Annotated in this window: 20 protein-coding genes; 7 read left to right on the plus strand and 13 right to left on the minus strand. The window is 43.2% G+C overall.

Annotation, left to right across the window (positions count from 1 at the left end):
• Positions 1–54 precede the first annotated feature (54 nt).
• Both HI950_RS28590 and HI950_RS28595 read right to left on the minus strand, forming a co-directional pair.
• On the minus strand, positions 55–1,689 hold the full coding sequence (locus HI950_RS28590) for a response regulator transcription factor (protein ID WP_169088740.1): 1,635 nt from the start codon (positions 1,687–1,689) through the stop codon (positions 55–57).
• On the minus strand, positions 1,674–3,446 hold the full coding sequence (locus HI950_RS28595; protein ID WP_169088738.1) for a cache domain-containing sensor histidine kinase: 1,773 nt from the start codon (positions 3,444–3,446) through the stop codon (positions 1,674–1,676). The genes HI950_RS28590 and HI950_RS28595 overlap by 16 nt, the downstream gene beginning before the upstream one ends.
• 826 nt (positions 3,447–4,272) lie before the next feature.
• On the opposite strand from HI950_RS28595, the gene HI950_RS28600 reads away from it, so the two are divergent.
• The gene (locus tag HI950_RS28600) at positions 4,273–6,831 is read left to right on the plus strand and encodes a hypothetical protein (protein ID WP_187768182.1); all 2,559 of its coding nucleotides are present in this window, start codon (positions 4,273–4,275) and stop codon (positions 6,829–6,831) included.
• A gap of 373 nt (positions 6,832–7,204) precedes the next feature.
• Positions 7,205–7,711 carry a metallophosphoesterase family protein gene (locus tag HI950_RS28605; RefSeq protein ID WP_169088933.1) on the plus strand — a complete coding sequence of 169 codons (507 nt, stop codon included), beginning with the start codon at positions 7,205–7,207 and terminating at the stop codon, positions 7,709–7,711.
• Between the two features lie 341 nt (positions 7,712–8,052).
• Here the strand turns inward: HI950_RS28605 and HI950_RS28610 are convergent, their stop codons facing one another.
• Complete coding sequence (locus tag HI950_RS28610) at positions 8,053–8,424, minus strand: VOC family protein (RefSeq protein WP_169088736.1); 372 nt, start codon at positions 8,422–8,424, stop codon at positions 8,053–8,055.
• Positions 8,425–8,929: 505 nt separating this feature from the next.
• On the opposite strand from HI950_RS28610, the gene HI950_RS28615 reads away from it, so the two are divergent.
• From HI950_RS28615 to HI950_RS28625, 3 genes are read left to right on the plus strand one after another with little or no spacing between them, the layout of a single operon-like run.
• The gene (locus HI950_RS28615; protein ID WP_169088734.1) at positions 8,930–10,435 is read left to right on the plus strand and encodes a spore germination protein; all 1,506 of its coding nucleotides are present in this window, start codon (positions 8,930–8,932) and stop codon (positions 10,433–10,435) included.
• Positions 10,432–11,517: a GerAB/ArcD/ProY family transporter gene (locus HI950_RS28620; protein WP_169088732.1), complete on the plus strand. Its 1,086-nt coding sequence runs from the start codon at positions 10,432–10,434 to the stop codon at positions 11,515–11,517. Before HI950_RS28615 ends, HI950_RS28620 begins: the two co-directional genes overlap by 4 nt.
• Positions 11,514–12,656 (plus strand): Ger(x)C family spore germination protein, encoded by a 1,143-nt coding sequence (locus HI950_RS28625; protein WP_169088730.1) that lies wholly within the window; start codon positions 11,514–11,516, stop codon positions 12,654–12,656. The genes HI950_RS28620 and HI950_RS28625 overlap by 4 nt, the downstream gene beginning before the upstream one ends.
• Positions 12,657–13,066: 410 nt before the next feature.
• Here HI950_RS28625 and HI950_RS28630 read toward each other — a convergent pair whose 3' ends face one another.
• From HI950_RS28630 to HI950_RS28670, 9 genes are all read right to left on the minus strand, one after another.
• Positions 13,067–13,999, minus strand: coding sequence for an NHL repeat-containing protein (locus HI950_RS28630; protein ID WP_169088931.1), 933 nt, complete (start codon positions 13,997–13,999; stop codon positions 13,067–13,069).
• 429 nt (positions 14,000–14,428) lie between these two features.
• Positions 14,429–15,535, minus strand: coding sequence for a GerAB/ArcD/ProY family transporter (locus tag HI950_RS28635; RefSeq protein ID WP_317618465.1), 1,107 nt, complete (start codon positions 15,533–15,535; stop codon positions 14,429–14,431).
• 6 nt (positions 15,536–15,541) lie between these two features.
• On the minus strand, positions 15,542–15,784 hold the full coding sequence (locus tag HI950_RS28640) for a hypothetical protein (protein WP_169088726.1): 243 nt from the start codon (positions 15,782–15,784) through the stop codon (positions 15,542–15,544).
• Positions 15,785–15,804: 20 nt separating this feature from the next.
• Positions 15,805–16,950, minus strand: a complete 1,146-nt coding sequence (locus tag HI950_RS28645) for a Ger(x)C family spore germination protein (protein WP_169088724.1) — start codon at positions 16,948–16,950, stop codon at positions 15,805–15,807.
• A 6-nt stretch (positions 16,951–16,956) separates the two neighbouring features.
• Complete coding sequence (locus HI950_RS28650; protein ID WP_223285561.1) at positions 16,957–18,543, minus strand: spore germination protein; 1,587 nt, start codon at positions 18,541–18,543, stop codon at positions 16,957–16,959.
• Between the two features lie 353 nt (positions 18,544–18,896).
• Positions 18,897–20,249 (minus strand): hypothetical protein, encoded by a 1,353-nt coding sequence (locus tag HI950_RS28655; protein ID WP_169088722.1) that lies wholly within the window; start codon positions 20,247–20,249, stop codon positions 18,897–18,899.
• A gap of 25 nt (positions 20,250–20,274) precedes the next feature.
• On the minus strand, positions 20,275–21,045 hold the full coding sequence (locus HI950_RS28660; protein WP_169088720.1) for a DODA-type extradiol aromatic ring-opening family dioxygenase: 771 nt from the start codon (positions 21,043–21,045) through the stop codon (positions 20,275–20,277).
• Between the two features lie 6 nt (positions 21,046–21,051).
• A complete protein-coding gene (locus tag HI950_RS28665) occupies positions 21,052–21,711 on the minus strand; it encodes an alpha/beta hydrolase (protein ID WP_169088718.1) in 660 nt (219 codons plus the stop codon).
• 23 nt (positions 21,712–21,734) lie between these two features.
• Positions 21,735–22,139, minus strand: a complete 405-nt coding sequence (locus HI950_RS28670) for a DoxX family protein (RefSeq protein WP_169088716.1) — start codon at positions 22,137–22,139, stop codon at positions 21,735–21,737.
• Between the two features lie 144 nt (positions 22,140–22,283).
• On the opposite strand from HI950_RS28670, the gene HI950_RS28675 reads away from it, so the two are divergent.
• Positions 22,284–22,835, plus strand: coding sequence for a helix-turn-helix domain-containing protein (locus tag HI950_RS28675; RefSeq protein ID WP_169088714.1), 552 nt, complete (start codon positions 22,284–22,286; stop codon positions 22,833–22,835).
• Between the two features lie 341 nt (positions 22,836–23,176).
• On the opposite strand, the gene HI950_RS28680 is transcribed toward HI950_RS28675, so the two are convergent.
• Positions 23,177–23,320, minus strand: coding sequence for a hypothetical protein (locus tag HI950_RS28680; RefSeq protein WP_169088712.1), 144 nt, complete (start codon positions 23,318–23,320; stop codon positions 23,177–23,179).
• A gap of 153 nt (positions 23,321–23,473) precedes the next feature.
• Between HI950_RS28680 and HI950_RS28685 the strand changes: the two genes are divergently transcribed.
• The coding region (locus HI950_RS28685; protein WP_187768183.1) for a helix-turn-helix domain-containing protein at positions 23,474–23,884 on the plus strand (411 nt) is incomplete at its 3' end.

Below are 23,884 nucleotides of genomic sequence, written 5' to 3' on the forward strand. Positions count from 1 at the left end.
CAAAAATAAAAGACTGCAAATTCGTTGGCTAGAATTCCAGCACCCAGTGAGAAGCTACGATTTATTTTTATACAAATCCGTCGGATTGCAGCCGGTATACTTTTTAAATAACGTACTGAAATACGGCACATACTTATATCCGACCTGGTCCGCCACCTGATAGATCAAGTGCTTCCCTTCTAAAATCATTTCTTTCGCCTTCTCCATCCGAATCCGCGTCAAGTAGCTGTTGAACGACTCCCCCATCGCCTTCTTAAAGAGAAGGCTTAAATAGTTTCTCGAAATATGAATACGATCCGCCAGATCGGATATCGTAATCGGCTCGGCATAATGTTCATGGATAAACTGAACGATAAAATCAACGGCCTGCCGATGCTTGATGTTCTCATTGCTGCTGCGGGAGCTGCAAATCATATCAATTTTTCCGTAAAGCCACTCCCTCAGCTGCTCCAGTGTCGTTACGAAATGCAGCTCGCGGGTAACCTCCTCCATCGGAGCGATGTTTTCCAATTGAATGCCGACTTCAAATAGCGTATAAGCAAAAATGGTCCACAGCTCCGTACCCAGCTTTTCAAGGTTGCGAGCCGATACATCTCCGCCTTTGCTCCACTGGCCGAAGTAATCCTCCACAATCTCTTTCGCCTTATCTTCTTGAAACAGCTTCATGGCCTCTGCCATTTGCTGATAAAATTTAACCGGACGGAGGGAGATCGGGTAAGCTTGTTGCTCTTTTTTTCCGCCATGGACATATTCGTATAAGTGGATGCCTTCTATTGGAGCGTTGTTTTTAAAGTAAAGAGCTTGGAAAGCCTCCTCGGTCGAATCCGCAATTTCCATCCAATTCGACTTAAACGTTCCGATTCCGGTATGAAGAGTAATATCCAAGAAGGAGCGGACGCTTTGAATGACCCGTTCCCCAAAACGGTAAGCTTGCTTCATCGTAAGGTCGCTCCATTCTTCATTCGGAGCATGAAGAATAATCGCCGAGTGGTTGCTGAATAGTTCCACATAATGAGAATCTGGCCACTCCTCATTGGAGATCTCCTGAATAATGTTAGCGATGGCGAACCTGAACAAGCTCAAATCCTTCGTCGAGACCCTTGTCACACGCTCCGTACGGATAATTTCAATGCCAATTACGGCATGGCGGTGACCTTTCCAATATTGGTACGCTTCGGGAATCATCCGGGTATCCGGAAGCTTCGAATGATCCGGTCCTGTAGAGATTGATTTGATCCATTCTTTTTCAACGAACGGCTCGTATAGCTTTAATTTCTCCTCAAGCTCTTCATTTCGATGTCTTTGCTCCAGTTCTTCCTCCAATGCCGCGATCGTTCTCCCCAGCACATCCTGTATCGTCTGAACGCTAATCGGTTTGTTTAAATAATCGGCTATCCCAAGCCGAAGCGCTTGTCTTGCATATTCAAAATCAGCGTAGCCGCTTAAAACAATAATCTTCCCGAGAAAATTCGCCTTGTTCAGCCGTTCAACCATATCCAAGCCGTTAAGCACGGGCATATAAATATCGGTGATCACAATATCGGGCTGACACTCTTGAACGACCTGCAGTCCCTCCTCACCGTCCATCGCATCCCCGACCCACTCCGCATCAAGCTCCGCCCAAGGGATGACGTTTCTCATTCCTTCCAAAACATTCCGGTCATCATCTATAATTACAATTTTCCACATGTCTCATCACCCTGTTCTTCCTTATTGTTTAACATCGGAATGCGTATGAGTACTGTTGTTCCGGGACTATCTGTATTTGACATCAGTTTTAGACCGTAGCTGCCGCCAAAATAAATGTCAATTCGTTCACGGACGTTCCGGATTCCGTATCCTCCTGTTTTTCTCTTTTTCGGCTCTTGCCAATTATCCTTTAGACCAATGCCGTTATCGGTTATTCGAAAAACGACTACAGCATCCTTCGCGATCTCCGCACATACCTCGATCGTCCCCTCTTTTTTGCCGTGGAACCCATGCATAATGGCATTCTCGATAAAAGGCTGCAGCGTCATCTTCGGAATATATAAGTCCTTGATGGTTTCAGGTACATCTACTCGTAAAACGAACTGTTCACCCAGGCGAATCTGCTGAATCTGCATATAGCATTCCATATGCAGCAATTCGTCACGGATATTGATTACGCTTTCACCGTTCGATAGGCCGATCCGGAACATTTTCCCCATTAAAACCAGTATGGTGCTCATTTTCTCCTGTCCGCCTGCAATCGCCATCCAATTCAGCTGATCCAAGGTGTTATACAAAAAATGCGGATTGATCATCGCCTGCAGCGCTTTGATTTCCGCCTCCTTCTGCCTCCGGTACTGATCCTCTAATGAAGCGTACAGCTCCTGAATACGCTCGATGAGCCTGCGATAGCCTGAAAATAACGCTCCAAATTCATTCCGGTAACCAGTCGGCAAACTAATTTTGTTGACGTTAACCGAATTTCGGCTCATTTCATGCAGCAGCAAACCGATCGGCTTCACAAACTGCCGGGAAAAAAACAAGTTGAAGCATAGGGCGATAAGCATGGCTGAGCCACCTGCCAGCAGCAATACAAGAGCAAGACGAAAGCTGCCTCCCGTAATTTCCTCCCATGGAGTCGATTCGATCAACGTCCAATCCCTATCGAAGTGTTTGGCCCATACCATCAGATATTCGCTTGAATCCGAATGGCCGCTGCTCACGGATTTCGTTTTGATATAACCGGAATCGCCGTTGATGTTTTCCAAGAAGGCCTTGACCTGATCCTGTGGCATGGATTCGCCGCCGATCATTGTAATAAGCCGTCCCCCGGAATCGAGCAGAACCCGGTTTGCAACAGGATTATGACTTTCAATCAGCTTCTTAATTGAAGACGCTTTAATATTCAATAGCAGCAGTCCTCGGTAATCACCTGTAACCGAATACACCTTGCGGACAAAGCTTATGACCTGTTTCTTACCCTGGGCGGTTCGGATCTCATGCTCTCCAATCCAACCGAAGTCGTTATTATCGATTGACGGGTTGTACCATTCTTCTTCTTTGATTAAATCATGCTCGATAAATTTCACCGGGCCCTGAGGCTCAAATTGAAGCGTTTGCTTAATATAGAAATGAACGGACTCAATATCGGGTGTCGAAAAAGTAAGCTGTGCGAGGAACGACTCCATTTCCTTACGTTTCTTGTAATTGGAATAAGGATTCTCTGTTACGTTTACATAATCCAATAGATTCGTGTTCCGGGTGGCCGTCAAAGAAATCTGTTCGATCGATTTCATTTGGATATCAACCTTATTATAAAGCTCATTAAGCAGACCTTGCTGGTAGTAGGACGTATTTTGCACCATCTGCTGTGCAGAGTATGAATAGGCGATCCAGATGACAATGGTAAGAAGCGTTACTATGAATCCTGCGGAACCTCCGAACAGAAGGTAGTCTATTCGGTATTTTTTAAACATTCTTGTTCGCCTCCTCAAATATCATAATAGCCCTCTGGAGACACTATAAGCATATAGAAGTCAAGATTACAAGACTTAAGATAGAAATTACGAATGCTTGCACAGTAAATAACCGTACTCGTCTTTCAGTTTCACTTCGTCTATTGACTGGCCGTTAGATTAATAAACAACTGATCCAAAGTGAGAAAGTTCCTCAATTGCGGGATACGATATAAGTTCTTGTCCTCCGATATATGCCCCATTTTTTCAGATTCATAATAATAAGTTGTTTTATCTATCATACCAAACCGTTAACTTTGCCCGTAATATAACCAGGCTCCTGCTGTATGTTGGAAGCCTGGTCTCTTTGTACTACTCGTCATGTTGACACCTCCTTTAAAATCTCCGAAAAGGAATGTGGTTGCTTCAATGAAAAAGCAGCTGATCGTTTTAACCGGCTGCTGCAATGGCTTGTTCAACTAACGTTTTCCGTTAGCTTAATTACATTTTCTGAAGTCCTATAGTATGTTTGCTCTATACTAGATTTAAAAATAGGCTACTATCCTTCTAAAATCTCTTCTTTGTTTAAGATTATAGTTATAACCTCGTAGGTATAAGCCTTTCCAAAACTCTCTACTTCATCATAAAATGTACAGCTATTGTTAGTAAAAAATAGTTAGCTTTCGAGGAGGAACGAGTTTTTGCAGAGAATAGTAAGTGTAAGGCTAATAAGAAGCCCCGCATCTGTAGAAAAAACGGACGGTTATTAAGGAAAGTTCCTTGTATTCCTGGGATCAAAGGTGGAAAGAAAATAAAAATTATAGCAGGTCCACCTGGTGCTCCAGGTATGCCAGGAGTTCCAGGCATAGATGGCCCTCAGGGAATCCAAGGTCCAGCAGGTCCAGCAGGTCCAGCAGGTCCAGCAGGTCCAGCAGGTGCACAAGGTGGGGTTGGTCCTCCGGGTCCTTCTCAGTTATTAGTGAATCAGACTGCGTTTGTTGATCCTGTGTATGGTAATAACGCAACAGCATTGCTTGATGATGAGACAAAGCCATGGCAGACTGCCGCTGCGGCTGTAGCTGCCGCTCCTTCAGGCACTACTATCATTGTACGTCCCGGATTTTATACGGAGACAAATTTGGCAAAAGACGGAATCAGTTGGGTATTTGAAAAGGGAGCTGTAGTGACAGCTATTGGAAATCTTTTTGATGATCTTGGAGCTGAAATAGCTTTTGATGTTCTTGGTGAGGGACAGTTTCTAACCAATGGAGCAACAACTGCAGGCAGTTCTATTCTTCAGAGCACAGGTGCCAGCACAATCCACCTAGAATGCGAATCCATGAGTGATACGGTAGGGAATACGATCCATTTACTCGGTGGCGGGATTTATACCATAAACGTTAGGGAGAGTATCACGAACAGCTTCATCGGAGGTTCTGCTATTGTGATAACGAGTGGAACACTGTTTATGAATGTTTTTGAAATTTCGAATGATACCAGCGGTTCGGAGGACCTCATCCTTTTTTCGGGGTCAGATCCACTTAGTATAAATTTAGAAGCAACGATGATTACTAGCGGGGGCAGGGCCGTTTTTGTAACTAATAGCGCCCCGAACCAGACGTCCGTTATCACCCTGCGAGCGCGGAACATTCAGTCCGGTTCTGGTTTAATTATTGATATCGCTCCTCAATATACCGGTACATTTATTAGTTTTTCTGTAGCTTTGGTGGGGGTTTCCCAAGGGGTATCAGTTCAAGGCGGCAGTATGGTTAGTTTGATTTCATATTTATTGGTCGTTATTAATTCATTAGCTCCAGCACTGCTTATTGATGGTAATACTGTATTCACGGGTGAGTTCGATAAGATATTCAGTCAAGATCGATGCATTTTAATGCAGAATGCAGAGGCAATTATTCATGCCAAAGTAATCAACTCTTTTCAGACGGTGAACAGTGCCATTGATCTTCAAAATGGGCAAATGAGATTACAGGTAGATCTTATTTCTAGTGCAGCAGGCTGTATTCATGTAGCTGGGGGCAACCATAAGTCGACCGTGATGCAGATGTCGACAAACGGAACGACGGCTCCAGCAATACTCGTAGCCAATAATGGTCATCTATTTCTTAATTTTCAGGAGATTTCAGGATTTGTGAACGGACTCGTTACGGTGGAAAGCGGAGGCAATCTGAACATGATTGGAGATCGTATCTCCACTTTCGACAACGGTACCGGGTTCAAGACAGCCCTGCTTATTAATGATGGGCAAGTCGAAGCGAACGTAAATGCGATCTCGGCTTTTGGCAGCTGTATTCATTTAACGCCGGGAGGAATTAATCCCAATATCCGTTGTTATGTTGACTCTTTATCCAGCTCGGTCTTCGGAATTCCAGGCACTAGCCTCATTTTCCAAGAAGCAGGCAACTCGAATATTGTATTCAATCGCATGGATGCCAGCGCTTCCCTGCAGATGATTTCCTTAGCGGATGGTAATCTGGACATTCAAGGTGAGTTTATGCTCAACACCCTGCCGGATTCTTCGATCGGCATTGCTGTCACCGGTGGAAATTTCAATGGCAATATTGCAAGAATGCAATTGGGCACACGTGCATTAGAGGCGAGTGCAGGCAATGTAACTCTTACATTTGCTGAGGTGGCCATCTTCCAACCTAGTACTGAACGGACTATCGTTTTGCTAAGCGGAAATACGAATGCCCGAATCGTGGGTGATCTTATTCAAGGTGGGGCGGATTATACTGGAATCGTTGTACAGGATACGGCTATTCTTGTGGCGGACATCAACGAAATCAGAGTCGGCGGGATCTGTATGCTGTACAACTCTATCTTGGCCTCGGACTTGTCCTTCGATAGGCTGTTGGTCGTGAGCGGCGTAACCCTGCCCGATGCGGCTGCCATCGTGGTAAACGCCGGTATATTAAGAGCAAATGGCAGCATCATCGGAAATGACACCGGGATCGATACCGGAACAGGAATTCTTGTTGCCAATGACGCAAGCCTCATTGCAGATATCAACTTTATTCGCACAACAAACAATGCACTTAGAACCTCAAGCACTGGCAGAGTTCAATTGTATGCAGATGAAGTAGAGTCAGGAGCGGAGGTCATTACCATCACGGACCTTTCCGCCGGAAACTCAGCGGACTATACCTTCAAAGGACTCTTCCGATGCCAGGATCCGAACGCATCGGTGATAGAGATTATTCCCGAGCCCCCTAGTGTATTGCGATTGATCAATTCAACTCTCATAAACGGGATAGCGCCTTCGATTTCTTCGCCGGTCGCTGCAACCATAAATAACTATGGCATTGTTACGGCTACTTTTCCTCCAGACGGTACGGTTACCTTTCTATTTCCTGATTCTGTAAATATAAATTCAGCTGTTAATTAAATTAGTAATGAAACTTGAATGAAGTCAATTTTTTTTGTCTATTTAATTTTGACGGCTATTACACTACCCTTTATTCTCATCTGACATTTCCACTTTAACTACAGCAGAGCTCACTGTCGTATGCCCTACCCTTACCGTAATTGCGTACCATTAGCCCTTACTGCTTTTACCGTCGTTCATTGCAATTCCAGTCAATGTGCCCCCATAGAAAAATCGTACCGTTTACGTCTGGCTAGTATAGCACTTTACGCATCTGGACAGAAAAAAGCAGCAGTCGGTTTTTTCATTGTTGCATTGATTGTTGTCTTATTGGTCTATTTGATTATAAAATACGAATGAAGAATATGAAGACAAGGAATCGAGGTCGGTGAGGATGAAAATCGTCGTCGTATCTGATACGCATATGCCCAGAATGAACAAGAAACTGCCAGATCGGTTGCTTCGCGAGCTAAAAACGGCAAAAGCTATCATTCATGCAGGTGATTGGACGAATCTTTCCGTGTACGAGGCCTTGGTAGCATTCGCCCCGATCTACGGTGTTTCAGGTAACAATGACGGAGCAGACATTATCCGCAAGTTTGGATTGCGGAGGCAATTAGAGTTCGAGGGTGTAAAAATCGGTATCGTTCACGGACATGGTGATGGGAAAAGAATAAATACGGAAGCGCGTGCGTTAGAAGCCTTCAAGAATGTTCATTTGAATGTGCTTATCTATGGCCATTCCCATATTCCAGTGCTTAAGCGCTCAGGTGACCTGTTGGTATTTAATCCCGGGTCACCAACTGATAAGAGGAGGCAGCCCATGTATTCGTTCGGCATTTTACAACTTGTTGGTGGAACAGTGTCTGCCAAACATATATTTTACAATGACAAATCGTAGGATTATAGTCCATTCTGGCATAGAGATCGGAAAGTACTTTGATCTTCCTTCCGTTTTTGACGACAACTACCGAGCAATGTTTTTAATTCGCCGATATGATTTTCGTGTTCAATGGAAATGAAGTATTAGATCGGATGTGTTGATCTGTTCCGATTTACAATCTCGTCAGACTTCGTAAAATTAGTTTTACACTAACCTCAACAACGGAAACAGTGGCAGCCATGGACGTAAATGAAGTCTTTGACTGCCGATGTTTTATTAAACTATCGTTCCCCGTAAGCTTAACTCTTTCTTGGTTGAAAGCCCTGATGTATATGTATATACCTGAACCATTCTCTAATTCATCTGTGTTGATCTATAAGAATGGGATTACCATCAGGATCTTCAATAGTAAAACTTGCAGGGCCTTCGCTTGTTTCATCTGCTTCAGATAATATTTTAATTCCTTTTGCTTTAAGCTGTTTTTGAATATCTCGAATGTCCGTAAACGAATTAAGACTTTCGGCATTTTCATTCCATCCTGGATTAAAGGTCAGAATATTCTTTTCAAACATTCCTTGGAATAGACCAATTATACAACTTTCATTCTTCATAATGAGCCAATTTTGGGTAATATCGCCTCCAAATACTTGAAATCCTAGATTTTCGTAAAATAATTTTGATTTGTAAATGTCTTTTACACTTAAACTTACAGAGAATGCGCCAAGTTTCATATTTCCTCCAATAAAAAATTATTTTTACTAGGTTTATTGCATAAAGTATACAACATTTCTTTGATGAACACATGTTTCGCCCCAGTATTGTAACCACGGAAGCAATTAAGTTGCTTTTAGTGTGCCGTTTCTCTTATCGTTTTTGCGCCGCGGTCGCTTAATTAACATACAATTTATGTATCTATGGCTTTTTTAGGGAAAATCGTAACCGGCACAATTATGTGCCGTTTTTTTTCGTTAACGTAAACTGCCCGTTAGCTTAACGCTAAAGTATTCTATTGTGGTTTTTCACCCAAAACCTATTAAAAATTGAATTGTAATTTGCCATGAGCGACACAGTGGGCACCAAGTTCTGCCGCTATCAGTTGTTCCGGCGTAGCATCTTTTGTCAATATGCTCTTTCCGGTACTTACGAGACTAGCTCCTCCCTCCCGTATTCATGAAAATAATTGTTGGGATATTTGTTAATAATAAGTAATGATTATTAACAGAGGGGGATGATTACATGAAATACTTAAAAAGTAGAAACCTAAAATCATTGGAATCTGGAACCCTTACCATTGAGTTGAAGTCTGGAGAAATCGAACTCAAAATTTCTCAAATTCAAGAACATTTATCTCATACTGAAGACCTTAAGATTCACATGCACGTATTTAACAACCAAACGTACGCATTGTTATATTTAGAAGCACTTGTAAACACGGAGTTAATTCAAACCAGTATGATTAAGCCTTTGCTGGAATCAAACTCTGGAGATGTTGAACAGTTTGTAAATACAATCGAAGTCGCGAAATCCTCGAATGTTGTTCAGATCGGAAAATCTTTACTTGATGGATTTTGCGTTGCTGTTATGGGGAATGATTCAGCCGCACTCATGATGCCAGTCGCACAATCGCAAGGCCGATCTATCCAAGAACCCAGGACCGAACAAATTATTAAGGGATCTCATGAAGGTTTTATCGAAAGTTTAAGCACTAATATTTATCTGCTCCGCAATCGAATCAAAAGTCCAAAATTGAAGGTTAAGTACTTAACCTTAGGCAGTGTCACGAATACGAAAGTAGCTGTTGTTTATATGAATAACATAGCCGATCCCAAAATCGTTGAGGAATGTTTGAAAAGGATTTCGACTATCGATCTCGACTATTTGTATTCCGTTGGCAACATTGATGAGATGATTGAAGAACATCCCTTTTCTCCTTTTCCGCAAACGATACAGACCGAAAGGCCCGATCGGGCAGTTGCTTACCTAATAGAGGGGAAAATCACTGTAGTCGTTGACGGCAGCCCAAGTGTTTTGGTTTTACCTATTACTTTTTTTTCTTTTTACCAATCGCCTGACGATTTTAACAGCCGATGGCTCATAGGGTCATTTTACCGTTTTATCCGATTAATTAGTTTTATATTGGCTACTTGTTTACCCGCGATCTATATTGCGATTGTGTCGTATCACTCCGAGGTGCTTCCTATCGGAATTCTTTATTCCGTTAAGGTTTCTTTAACCTACGTTCCATTACCGCCTATCTTGGAAGCGCTACTCATGCAAACCATTCTTGAATTGCTGAAAGAGGCAGCGATACGATTACCTTCACCTATAGCCCAAACGATTGGTATTGTCGGGGGATTAGTCATAGGCACGGCCGTTGTGGAGGCCCAGCTGGTTTCTCATACGATGATTGTCGTCATTGGATTGACTGCGATCGCCTCTTTCGCAACCCCAATAAACGAGTTTGGGACCAGCTTAAGGATTTTGGGCTTTCCAACTATGCTTGCCGCAGCTTTTTTTGGCTTTTTCGGGATCTCCATCATGATGATGCTCATCTTCATTCACCTATGCAAGATAGAGACTTTGGGAATACCCTATTTCACACCATTTGGTCCTTTTGACGGGAAGACAAATATTAAAGATATTTTTCTGCGACTTCCGATCTGGACGGTCAATAATGACACGCAAAACGGGAAAACCAATCCCTTTAAGCAGTTATTTTTCGGGAGGTGGAAACGTACTTGAATAATACGATAAACAAGTCCCAATTGTTTTTCTTAATAATCAAAACACAAATTGGAATAGGCCTCTTATCCTTGCCTTCAAAAATACAAAGTTCGGCTAAAGGTGATGCATGGATCTCGGTTCTTGTGGCTGGGGCCGCCATTCAGCTATTACTTATCGTATACTGGCAGCTGCTTAAAAAATTTCCCAACCAGACCTTAAGAGAAATTACCGTTCGAGTGTTTGGAGCTTATATGGGTAAAACTCTAAACCTCATTTATTATGTTTTTTTTATTCTCATAGCGGGTTACGCGAGTACGCTTTATGTCCAGTTGATTCAAACTTGGATGCTCTCCATGACACCCGGTTGGGTTCTGCTCCTGCTCATCATAGGGACTGGCTTATATCTGGCTCTTGAAAATTTGCGTGTCATTGCAAGATTTTTTGTATTAACATCTGTACTATTCGGTTTGTTGATCTTGATCAGTTTTTTAAACTTCAATAATGAGGTGCAAGTTTCGAATATTTTGCCGATAGGCGAATCAGGTTTTGCGCAAATTCTCAAGGGAAGTGAAAAAACCTTTTTTTCAATGCTCGGTTTTGAAGTGATCCTCTATTTCTTTGCCCAAGTTCAAAGCAATCACAAAGATTTGTTTCGTGTAGCCTCCTTTGCTAATTGCTTTGTCACATTATTTTATACTTATTTTGTATTCATTTGCCTGATTGGATTTAGTCCTAAAGCATTAGAACAAGTGAATGAGCCGGTTTTGTATATTTTAAAAGGGTTATCTTATACGCTGTTTGACCGCATGGATCTAATTTTTTTATCGATTTGGATTATTCCAATGACCGCCACCATCGTTTCTTATCTATGCGTAGCCGGAAAAAGTCTAACAGCAAATCAAAGTTCTTATCGAAGGCTTGTGTGGATCAGCGGATTGCTCGTCTATCTAATAGGGTGGTATTTATCCACATTGGAAAATATTGAACTTTTCAGTAATTGGTTGCTATATGGATACCTTATTATGATTGCACCTTTACCCGTTTTGTTATGGTTGGTATCCTTCCTGCTAAAAAATAATGAAAAGGTTGGGTCAACTTGAGAAAAAAATGTTTTCTTGCTGTCTGTATTGGATTACTTTCAATAGTCCTAACGGCATGTTGGGACAGTCAATATCTCATTAATAAAAAGATGATAAACGGAGTTAGCTTTGATGCCGATGAAGATGGCCAATTGGTTGGCACTGTTAGTGCGGTCATTCTGAAGAGTAAAGGCAGCGGACAATTCGATGTGAAGGATGAATTGATTCAAGCAACTGGGGATTCCGTTTTTAATGTTGGTTCTATTATTGATAGTATGCTTCCGGGCACCATAGAAGCAAGCAAGACTCATGTTTTGATCATCGGGGAAGTTCTAGCAAAGCGTGGCATTATGCCCTTTATGGAGTCTTTTTACAGGAATCCTAAAGGTTATCTGACATCGGAAGTTTTAATAAGCAAGGGACAAGCTTCAGAAGTTTTATCTTATGAATCTACAGAAAATAGTCCTGCCGCCTATAGCATTAAGCAAATGGTTGATGGAGCGGTAGGCAAGTCGATTGTTCCGAATCAAAATCTGTTCACCTTATGGAGTCAAATCACTGACCCGGGTGTTGATGCGGTTCTGCCCATGATACATAAAACTAAAAATAAAGCTTTAGTCGTAGACAGCATCGCATTATTTGATGGAACCAAATATACCGGAGCGTCATTGTCTCGTGACGAAAGTACAATCTTATTGCTTTTAATGGATAAGATAAACAAACATGCATTCATGGATTTACCCATAAAACAAAGCTCTGAAGAGAGCAAGCCTAAACAATCGACCGCTAATATGATTACTTTTGAAGCTCGGAAAGTAAAGAGGTCATTTAAAGTGTCTGTTCATAAAAATTCGAAAGAAATCGAATGTTCAATAAAGGTTGACCTTTATGGTGCGATCAGCAGCTACCCAACCGGTATGGGTCGAAAAATCGATCGCGAGCAGTTAAATCAGGAAATTGCCACAACGTTGAACAAACGTGCAGCAGAAGTTGTAAACAAATTGCTGGAAGCCAATTGCGATGCTTTCGGAATCGGCAGAAAGCTAAGAGTAAACCATTCCGATCTATGGAAAAACATAGACTGGAAAAACAAGTACAAGGATGTGCACTTGAAGCCAAGTATTCAAGTTCATATCACAAGTACAGGCGTCATCCGCTGAGCAGACAATATTAGGGTGATTTTGGCCAATTGATAAGCAACCATGTTACCCCACAGCAAGGACTGCCAAAACGTCCGATCAGACTGTCCGATTATAATCTGCGTCGCCTTCCTGAGATTGGCAGCCGTTAAAAGGGTAGCGGTTATATGCGCCCTATTTTCAGCTTTCGACATGCCCTCTTGCATTTAACAGAAAGGCTGGGGGGAGTCTTCCCCGCGCCTTCTCCTCCGCCGCAATGTCCTCATACAAGTGAATTATGGTTTTAAACGGTTTAAAGAAAATAAATTCTTAAACTCGAGTTATTTTTTGAGGAAACAGGCATCCGATATATGGTAAATAAGGTCTATTATTAAAAGAATCGGCATGCCTAGTTATTCTGGACATGCCGGTTCCCTTTATTTACTATACAATTATGCCAGTGTAAGCTTAGTTACACGTCCATCGAAAATCCATTCAGCAACATAAACCGAACCTTTGGAGTCTACACAAATACCATGAGGTGAGCTGAATTTATTATCTGTGTAGTAAGACTTAGGTAAATTCGGCCAGCCTTCTTGTTTGTAAGCCTGCTGATCTTCGCCTAAATGACAGATCAACCGATCATTTTTGTCGAAGATCGTAATCCGACTGTTTAAGTCTGGGAAAAAGAGATCGTCCCCGTGATAATAGAAGCTGCAGGGCTGGTCCATATCATCAACGATGACTCTTTTGAAATCACCCTGTAAGGTAAAGACTTGAATCCGATGATTGCCACGATCAGCTACATAAACCTCTTCTACACCACTGCGTATATCAATGGAAATACCATGTGGACAGTTCAATTGTCCCAATTCCGTACCTTTTCCGCCCCAGGAACGGATATATTCCCCTGCTGCCGTATAGTGATGAATCCAGCTTTGACCATATCCATCAGATACATAAATATCACCATTTGCCGAAACGGCTACATCTGTAGGGATATATTTAAGTTCCTCGTTGTATAAATCAGGACGATCAGGTGTTCCCAATGTCAGCAAATGCTTTCCGCTTAAATCCATTTTTACAACATTACCGCGAGAGGTGTCTGTAATAAAGAGGTATTCACTGTTTTGCTCCTTATGAAGATAAAATCCGTGTGCGCCACCCTCGAACTCTTCGCCCCAAGCCGCTTGAAATTCCCCTGTCTGATCAAATTTGAAAATTGAGGGTTTACCTGTATGAAAAACATAGACGTTATCCTGTTGGTCTACGACAATTCCATGTGTATAGCCAAACTCTAAGTGAGCAGGAAGCTTTGCCCAGCCTGGAACAAGATCATAGCTGCGTGCCGTATTTCCTAATTGCGGAATTTTGTTTGTTGTCATAATGAATTCCTCTATTCCTTAGTAAAATGATACGTATTCTTTTATGATAAACTCCCAAGCTATATTAATCTTTGAATTAAAAAGACTTATTTTTGCACTATGTGGACATAATCCGCTTGTTCATACGTACTCTAGTTCGGAATTTTTATCATTCCTTTGTTTGGACTAAACCACATTGACCCCATTTAATCACAAAAAAACCTCCCCGCAGCAACGCATGGCGATGCGCATGCCCACTAAATCTAGGTTTTCTTCCAATGGGAGGATTTCATCGATTGTATTACACTAGCGTTTCCCGTTAGCATTCCTGTAGATTCATTAATTCGAATTTCAAAGATGTAATCAATGGAAAAAGGCCGGATACGGATCGGAGATCATCGCTGGATTTCCAAATGCTAGGCATTATTGGCAGCCGCAAAACGATTTCAGTTAGTTGTCCTTTTTTTTGAATAAGGCGATAACCGTTAGCAGCAGCAATGGAATTATAAATGCCGCAAACGTCCATACGGGATGGATCGTAGTAACGATGCGTCCCCACTCCGTCGCCCCATCAATGGTTACCAGTCCCATGAAGAATCCGATTAACGCTAAAGGCATGACTAAGGCCTGACTATTTTGAAAACGAAACATCTGACTCAGATACAAGTTAAGCACATACAGCGTAATCGTTGTCTTCATGTAGGAGCCCAAAATCAGAGACATCCCTATAATCGACTCTATTCGTTGTATAATCTCTTGGAATTCGACGATCCGAGCCAGCGAAAAAAGCAAATAAGGTTTCTCGCCAGCCAAAATACCAAAAATCATGATTGCGCATATGACAGACAAACAAAGCACCAAAATATTAATACCCAGCACTGCCAACATCGTCTTCGACAGCTTGCCGGTCGTGCCTTCGTTGACAAACGGCAGCAGCATGGAGAACAAAAATATCTCCGCATACGGAAAGCCGAATGTGAAATATGCCCCATATAGCACGGGCTTGATTCCTTTCGGCAAGATCGGGAGCAATAAAGAAGGATTATAGTCTGGGATCGCAATGATGAGTACAACAAGGATACTTATGGCCGTCAAAATCATCGTCAATGTAAACATTCTTGCCATAACCTCAAGCCCCGCGCGTACCGTTACAGCCGATATGGCGAATATGAGAAAAGTAAAAGCATACATTGGCGTTTCTCTTAACATGGAGCTAACCATAAACAGGCCAACGTCGTTTACGATGGCCGATTGCATATAAAATAGAAAGGATATCGTAAAAACAGAAAAGAGGATCGTAAGCGGTGTCCCCATTAAATGACGGCTATATTCCACAAAAGTCATGGTTGGATATCGCCGATGCAAGAAAAGGATACAGGCTAAAATAAGAAAACCTATACCTCCGGATAGGAGCAGAGAGAGCCAGGCTCCGTTATTTGCCTTGCCAATCAGCGCACCTGGAATATTGATAATGGAAGATCCGGTCATAAATACGAAAAACAGTACGCCCATCTGAAATGCACTTACCGTTTGCTTATCGATGCTCCCCCCCCTTATCCGCTGTCATGCATTCACATTTAAGTAATCATCTATCGCTTTGGATATATCATCAAAAACAGGAATCATCAAATCGAAATAATCAAACCAATCCTTATTTACAACGAAGTCCATGCCCATGTATAAGCAAATGAAGCAGGCAATGGTATATATGCCTTTCTCACGCTTGCTGACTTTTTTCAAAGTTAACAAGTCGTACAGCAGCATACCACCAAAAGCTAATACGAAGACTGTGATTCGCTCCGACATGCCAACTCACCTTTCTCTGCTTAACCAGCCGGTTTACTGGATATCGTTCCGCTTGTGATAAGTTTTAATCTCACCTTAATCGTAAACGGGAGTTCAGAAAATTGCGTATCCCAATTCCGTTTTAAATCTTCCCACTTCCGGGGATCTGAACGATAGATCGCATCCGCAATTCCAATCACATCCATCTTGTTCGACTGAAGGAACTGAAACGAGTTTTTAATCTGCTTCGATAGTTTTTCCTCCACCTTCTTGATGAATGCCATTTCAGCTTTGGCGCTGTTTATATCGCTGCATTTAAGTTCTCCGATCGCGATATCGCCAACCAGCGTGCTGCTGGCTGAAATTTCATCCCCTTGGATCCTTGGCTTTGTTTTTACTTTAAGCGAGAGAATCTCCGCTGTTTCATGTTCTCCATTCTTTCCGGGACACTTGATCTCAACGACACCGGACTGGTAAGCATTGCGAAGCATAAGCAGCCCTTCCACTTTGGAAGCCGGCAGAACGACCTTCATTTTCCCTTTTTTTAAGAGGGCAAGTCCTGCGGCTGAAAATATATCCTTTGAATTTTTGTCCTCATACACATAGGAAACAATGGCATCGCCGCTGGCGCTTCGCAGCTGGAGCATCAAATCAAGCAGATTGTTATCTACCGTTTTGGCTGAGGTTATGTGTGAGGATTCTTTCGCTCTTAAAAACTGCTGCGCAGTAGTCTGCTCGATTAACGGTTTTTTCTCAAACAACTTGCCGGCAGTTCCCTTCGAGATCATGAGAGATACACTGCTTCTTGGCTCATGATCCCGATAGAATAGATCCAGTAGATGACCGAGATTGTTGGATCTAGCCAGCTTCTCCCCCACAATAATGACGCGAAGATGGCTCCATTGCGCTTTCCTTCCCAAGTGAATGGGAATATCACGAATCGCTTCCATTACCGAATCATCGCTGGTCTTAATATTAATGCTGGAGGTGATGGTTGATACTGAAGATACCGTCTGGGTAGAGGTTGGGCGATAAATTTGTGTCAGCAATTCAATTTTCCCATCCTCGCCTTGGTCGAGAGCGACACCCATTACGAATCCCCGTTCTGTCAGCTCGAATTTACTCCAACAACCGGAGACAATGAATAAGCCAAGCAGCAAAGATAGACAAAAAAATCCTTTTTTCATGATTTCTCAATCCTCATTCTTACCGTTATAAAGCGGTTTGTGCTTATGATTGTTTCGAGGGGAACGAAGCAGCGTCTTAAGCGGCGCTCTCATGATGACATCCCTTAGCTCTACTAATCGAAACGGCGCCAGCGGAGCCAAGTAAGGCTGGCCAAGCGAGCGCAGCTTGCAAAGATGGAGCAAAAGGAACAATAAACAAATCATCATTCCGAACCCACCCAAGAGAGCCGCGCTTACCATGAGCGGAAACCTCAGTATTCGCAATGATATCGCAATGTTATATTGCGGAATTGCAAAGGATGCAATGCCCGTTAACGCCACAACGATAACCATAATAGGTGAAGCGATCCCTGCGCTAATCGCAGCATCCCCTATGACAAGAGCTCCTACAATACTAACGGCTGATCCTACCGGCCTAGGCAGCCTCACGCCCGCCTCTCGCATCAGCTCGAAAAAAAACTCCATGAGCAGCGCTTCAAAAAATGCGGGCAGTGGTATACCCTCACGCGCATTTAGGACAGCTAGAAGCAAAACTGTAGGGATCAGCTCCGGATGAAAAGTCGAAAGCGCAATGTAGACGCTCGGCAAGATTAAGGCAATAAGAAAGGCCACAATTCGAAGCCAACGCACCAGAGTTGCGATGAGTGTGCGTTGGTAATAATCCTCGCTGGATTGAAAAAATTCGGTAAATAGCCCCGGGCATATCAAAATGCCTCCCGTGCCTTGACTGAGCACCACAATTTTTCCTGCGAGCAGTCCGGCCACTGCCATATCGGTCCTCTCCGTGTAGCGGTGCTGCGGAAATGGCGAATAAGTAGAGTCTTCGATCAGCTGCTCGATATAGGATGTTTCCAAAATTTCAACATCCTTGATTTGCTCTAGCCGTTTTTCGAACTCCGCCAGCACTTCTGCATCGACGGCATCTTCAATATAACCGTAAACGACTGTCGTTTGGGTTTCTCCGCCAGCAGTAATTCTCTCCAATTTGAATTTTGGCGTTTTTAGACGCAAACGCAGCAAGCCTAAATTTTTCTGTAAATTTTCTACTGTACTTTCCCTTGGACCCTGTACGACGGATTCATTTACAGACTCATTGACTTGTCTCGTCTCAACGGATTCCGCTTTAAAGCTTAACGCTTTATTCCATTGGTCAAATAAAATAAGGAGACGGCCATTCGAGATCTCATTAACGACCATCTCCAAATCGTTAAGAATGATTGGTTTTTTCGCCGATACACCGTCATGCTCAAAAAATGAACGGATATCCTGCGGTGTAACATCCATGCCTGGACCAATTTCATGTGTGGCTAGGTCCTGCAGCGAAATTTTCATGTAATTAACGGTATCTTCCTGAACGAGTGATTCATAAAATACCGAACATGCGGTAAATTTCAGCTCGGGACCGTAGTTCCAATGTCTGAAAACAATATCCGTGCTTTTAGAAAAAGTCATTTCTAAATAATCAAGATTATCCTGCAGCTGTTCGGAAATGATTTTTTCGGGCATGTTAGCCGGCTTCTCGCCGCTTGTCGCCATTATTCCGCTTGAACCTGCTGTACCCGATTGCGATACTCCTGAAGTACTGTTCGTCATGAAGAAGCCACCTTGTTTCATTTGGTTCCATTATTCCCCAACAGTGTGGCTGTATACAGAATTCCATATTCATTCCTTTACTTCTCTTCATAAAAAGTCGAGGAGCAACAGGTTGAAAAGCCTGTAACTCTCGGCCCTCATTATGCTTGTGCTGACTGCAATCTTTTGTCCGGTTAGCATGATTGTAAGCATCGCACTAGGCAAAGCCTTCACATTTCCTCTACGAATCGTTATGGCCAAATTCACGGCATATCCGGTCTTTACGTGGCAGGAAATACGCCGCAATGCAGAGTGATTCCCGAATAAAACAGAAGAGCAGTCATGCCTGCCACTCTTCGTTTTTTCGTTTAATATCACATAACAACCACTAAATAAATGATCAATCCCAACGCCATAAAGCCGGCGAATTTGTAATTCGGCGCGGCCATCTCAAACACTGATTTCTTAAGTAAACCGGACAGCAAGTTGTTTACAGCCGAAGCCGGCGAGATGGGATTCGACAAGGCCCAGCTTCCCAACAGCATCACCGCAAAATAAATCGGGCTGATTTGCACGCTCACGGGATCAATGGCTCCTGCAAGCAAAGTCACTGGCACGATTGGATGGAGGCCAATTAAAGAAGTCCCTGCAATTAAAAGAACGGTTAATATCGTGAATGTGAAGGAAATCGGCATCGGAATAAAGTCAAGCAAGCTCGGAACCATTGAGCCGAAGTTCGTAACCCCAATTGAGCCACTGAAAAAGCCAGCGCTCAGAAAAAGCGTGATCTCTTTCTGCAAAGCAGGAAAAGTGACCGTTACAAGATTTTTAATTCCTATTCTGTATACGGTCATGCTCCCCTTTATGAGGCACCAGAACAGAGGGAAAGATACCGCAGCTATACAAATTAATAAGATCATTGGGAGCTTTATCATATGTTCCATGGTTAAAATGACAACAATGGCGCCTATTAAATACATCCCGAGTCCAAGCGGAAAACCCGAGCGCTCCTTTTTGTCCACCGACTGCCCAAATTCGTTTAGTTCGGCTTGACGCAATTCCCGAAAATCGACTGCCCAGCTTATGCCGAGGCTAAGAATGGCCAATCCAAGCATATAAGGCAGGACGGACGACCAGGGCAGTTCTAACGCTGATGTCACAAGCGTCATGGCAGCGAAATAAGGTGACCACAGAATCGCTCCCGCAAAGCCTCGGTTGAGCGCATTAGCAAGCAACCGGCTCATACCTGGCTGCGGTTTAACAAAGACCATTTGATAAACAACCGGTATCGATCCCACGTTGATAAATACGCCCATGATCTGAGTGAGCATCTGCGTTCCCATAAATAGAGCGGTCTTGCTGCGCAGGTTAGCTTCGTAAAACCGCTTCATGGCCTCAACGTATTCGGGAATACGAACCGGAATCCCGAACAACGGAGCGAATAGGAACAGCGTTACGATGGTCACGTTTATCCCGGCTGACTCGAACCAAATCCTAGCATTTGCTTTCTGAAGCCAAAGAAGAACAACTCCGGCAGTCATAAAGAAAATCGCGAGCCATAACGTCATCCCCTTCAGTTTCGGCAGCAGTAAGACGATTGCAGAAAACACCAATCCGCCCAACAGAAAGACCAGCATCTCAAGCTGCGCCACCTGCAGCGCAATATAAACAGCGGCAATGGAGAATACAAGCGTCCTCTCCACCGCCGTCTTAACTGCGGATGTCATCCGATCCTCCCTCTTTCATCTCATCTTAATTAAATTGCCAGCAACTTAAGCTTAGGTTACCATATTGGTAGCTTCTGTGAAGGAGTTTCGCATTACAGTTGGCGTGACCCGTTCCCATGGCCAGAAGAAGCGGAATGAAGTGTTCACTCGTCGGTACGGCCTCTTGGGCATGGGGAGCGAGCTCACGGTATTGAAACAGGGCCTCCGTATCCCATGACTCCAGCTTACTTTGAATCCAGTTATCAAATTGCTCAGCCCACTCGTCAATCCCCTCGGACCGCCAGTTCAATTTTCTTAAATTATGAACGGTTCCTCCACTTCCGATAATAAGAACATCCTGCTCGCGAAGCTCCGCCATTGCCTTGCCGATTTGATACTGCCGCTCAATAGGCAGATAACGATTTACGGATAGCGCAACGACCGGAATATCTGCTTCCGGATATAGCAGTTTTAGAACGGCCCATGCTCCGTGGTCCAAGCCTCTTTTTTCATTTCGAACGTTCTCAACGCCATGCTTTGTAAACAAGTTTTGAATTTGCTCCACTAACGATCGGTCACTCTTGGCCGGATAAGTCATCTGGTAAAGCTCATCTTGGAACCCGCCAAAATCATAAATGGTTTCATACGTCTTAGCAGCGCTAACCGTCTGTATCGATTCCTCCCAATGAGCGGAGAAGAGAACAATCGCTTTCGGTTTTGGCATGTGGTCTTTAAACTGCTTAAGCAGCCTTGTATATTCGTTATCCTCGAGCACGATTGATGGTGCGCCGTGCGCGAAAAAATAGGATGGCATCATATGCTCTCACTCCTTATTTATATTTGATTCGGCATCCTTCTTAAGCCACTTCAAAAAATCAATTTTGTTCTCTTCAGATACGCCGTGATCGGACGGATATAATTTGAAAGTTAAGCGATCCGTTTGGTCTTTTAAACAGGCAGCTGTTTCGTGCCCGATACGAACCGGGAACACGGAGTCGTATTCTCCATGCGAGACAAATACGGAAACGTCCTTAACACTCCGAAGTGAATACTCCGTTTTCACAAACTCAGGGATATATCCGTTCAACGCAACGATTCCCTTTAACTGTTCACCCATCGTGAGCGCAAGCGTTATGGACAGGATAGCACCTTGGCTAAAGCCCAGCAAATAACGTTTGTCCGGATCGACCGGATACTTCTCCGTCGCATAATGAATGAATGCTTCGAGATCCTTAACTGCTTGGTCAAACATCTCCCGAATCGGGTTCCCCAGGCTTTTCAAATCGTAATACTGGAATCCCGCACCAAGCGGCAAATTACCGCGAATCCCAATGATGATGAAGTCATCAGCCAATGGAGCGACCAAACCGAACATATTTCGTTCATTCGATCCTTTGCCGTGCAAGGTAAAAATGGTCGGATATCTCTTGCCGGGCTCCAGATTGGCCGGCATGTGAATATCATATTGATAGATCGGATTCATCTTACTCCTCCTTAATTCGTAAGTTATTCGCTGCGCTTGCTCATAATAAAGCGGTCAACTGATAACGGTGATTGATCAGCAACAACCAAATACAACGAAATCAAGATAAAACCGAGATCCAGTTCATAGCCGGCCATTTGACCGTTACCAAGAAGTCCGGCCGATAATTTCGCCGTTATAATTGCACCGATGAGCAAGATGACAAATAATCCTGATACATAACGAGTAAACAACCCCAAGATCAGCATAATGCCGCCAACAAGTTCAAGCACCGCAACAAAATAAGCTAAAAATCCAGGGATACCGATCGAGCTGAACCACGCTTCTACATTGCTAAGTCCCATTTGAAACTTATCTACACCGTGAAATACAAATATGATGCCCAGCACCACGCGCATAATAATGGAAACAACAGCTGTTTTAGTCATTCGTTTCTCTCCTCCAAAAATATTAGTAATAAAAATATAATTTCTATATGTGTAATTTAACGTGAGACACATTGACTTGTCAATATGAAAATTGATAATATAAAATTAAGTTTTGTATTACAAATATTCTAGAGGTGTGATCAGATGGATATTGGCTCTACTATACGAGCGATCCGGAAGCGAAAAAATATCACCATCGCTCAAATGTGCGAAACAACCGGCCTGTCCCAAGGCTTTATGAGTCAGGTTGAAACGAATAAAACCTCACCGTCCATCTCAACGCTGGAAAATATAGCCCAAGCACTGAAAGTGCCACTAGCCTATTTGCTTTTAAAGAAAGAAGAGCGAATGCGAATTGTTCGGAAAAACGAACGGACAATCACAACAAGCGGTTCAGAAAATTTAAAAGTGGAACACTTGAGTTCCACAAAGAACGTACAGATGATGATCGTAGAGTTTCCTCCTGGTGCTACGACTGGCGATGCCCCTCATGCGCATGAAGGCGAAGAGGTTCATTTGGTCATTAAAGGAAGAATATACGCGGAACAAGGGGAAGATGCGTCTGAATTTGGAGAAGGTGATTCCTTTAGTTGGAATGCTTGTACACCCCATTTAGTAAGAAATATAGGTGAAGGTACGGCAATCGTGTTGATCTCCATCTATACAGAAAATGAGAACGGACAGGACCTTATCTGAACCAAAAGCCCTCCATTGAGCCATAACGGTCAATGGAGGGCTTTTTCGGGCAAGTTAGAAACCGTTGTAGGTTTTCGAGATTTTCAAGACTGATTCTGCCATTTGTTTGGGATACAACGTCCGGGGTAAACGGCAGCACAGGCGAAATAGAGGCCTGTGTCGCTATCCGGCCTCACGTAGTTCTCATAATGCTTTTTTACAAGGCTTTTTGAATCCTCCGTATCGCAACATCATATCAAGATTGATCAATTTCAAAGACCGTCCAAGACCGACTTGTCATTATGGCATCCTCATGTGCATCACTACTTCGTACAAAAAAGAGTAACCAATAATTCCAGGTGTCAGGACAAATCTATTGTTCCGTCATTTCTTTCCCACGCTATCGCCTCAATAAAGGGAGTCAACTCCAACTTATCTTTCCAGTTATCAACGTGTAAATGATTCCCTGTGTAGTTCTCCGAATCAAAATAGTCTTGCTTATTCATAAGAACTCATCCCCTTTACTGTCATTATCTCCACTCCAGGGCTTGACGGGATCTTCCCGTTTGGTGAGAAACGGCAGCCAATTAGTGATATGCTCCCCATACGGTAGACAGGTGAAATAATAAAAAGCCTGCTATTGTGAGGGGAGCTTTTTCATGTCTAAAGGAAAATATAATGCTTTGGAGAAACTCGCCATTATCGAAGAGGTATTGAACGGGGAGATTGGTTTTCTAGCAGCTGCGAAGAAATATGGGATCAACAAGACAACCTTAATGAAATGGCAGCGTCGTTACAAAACGTACGGATATGAGGGGCTGGAGCGCCGCACGCATCTTCAAAGCTACAGTGCTGAGCTTAAACTCCAAGCAGTGAAGGATTACTTGGAGGGGGGATTGTCTCAATACCAGATCATCGATAAATACAAGATTGCTAGTACGAGACAGCTCTTTAATTGGATTAACAAGTATAATGGTCATAGCAGCTTAAAAGCCTATAAAGGGGAAACAAAAGCTATGACAATAGGTCGCTCTACGACTTGGCAAGAAAGGATCGAGATTGTCCAGTAT

It is taken from the genome of Paenibacillus sp. PL91 (assembly GCF_012935325.2).
Classification (GTDB): domain Bacteria; phylum Bacillota; class Bacilli; order Paenibacillales; family Paenibacillaceae; genus Pristimantibacillus.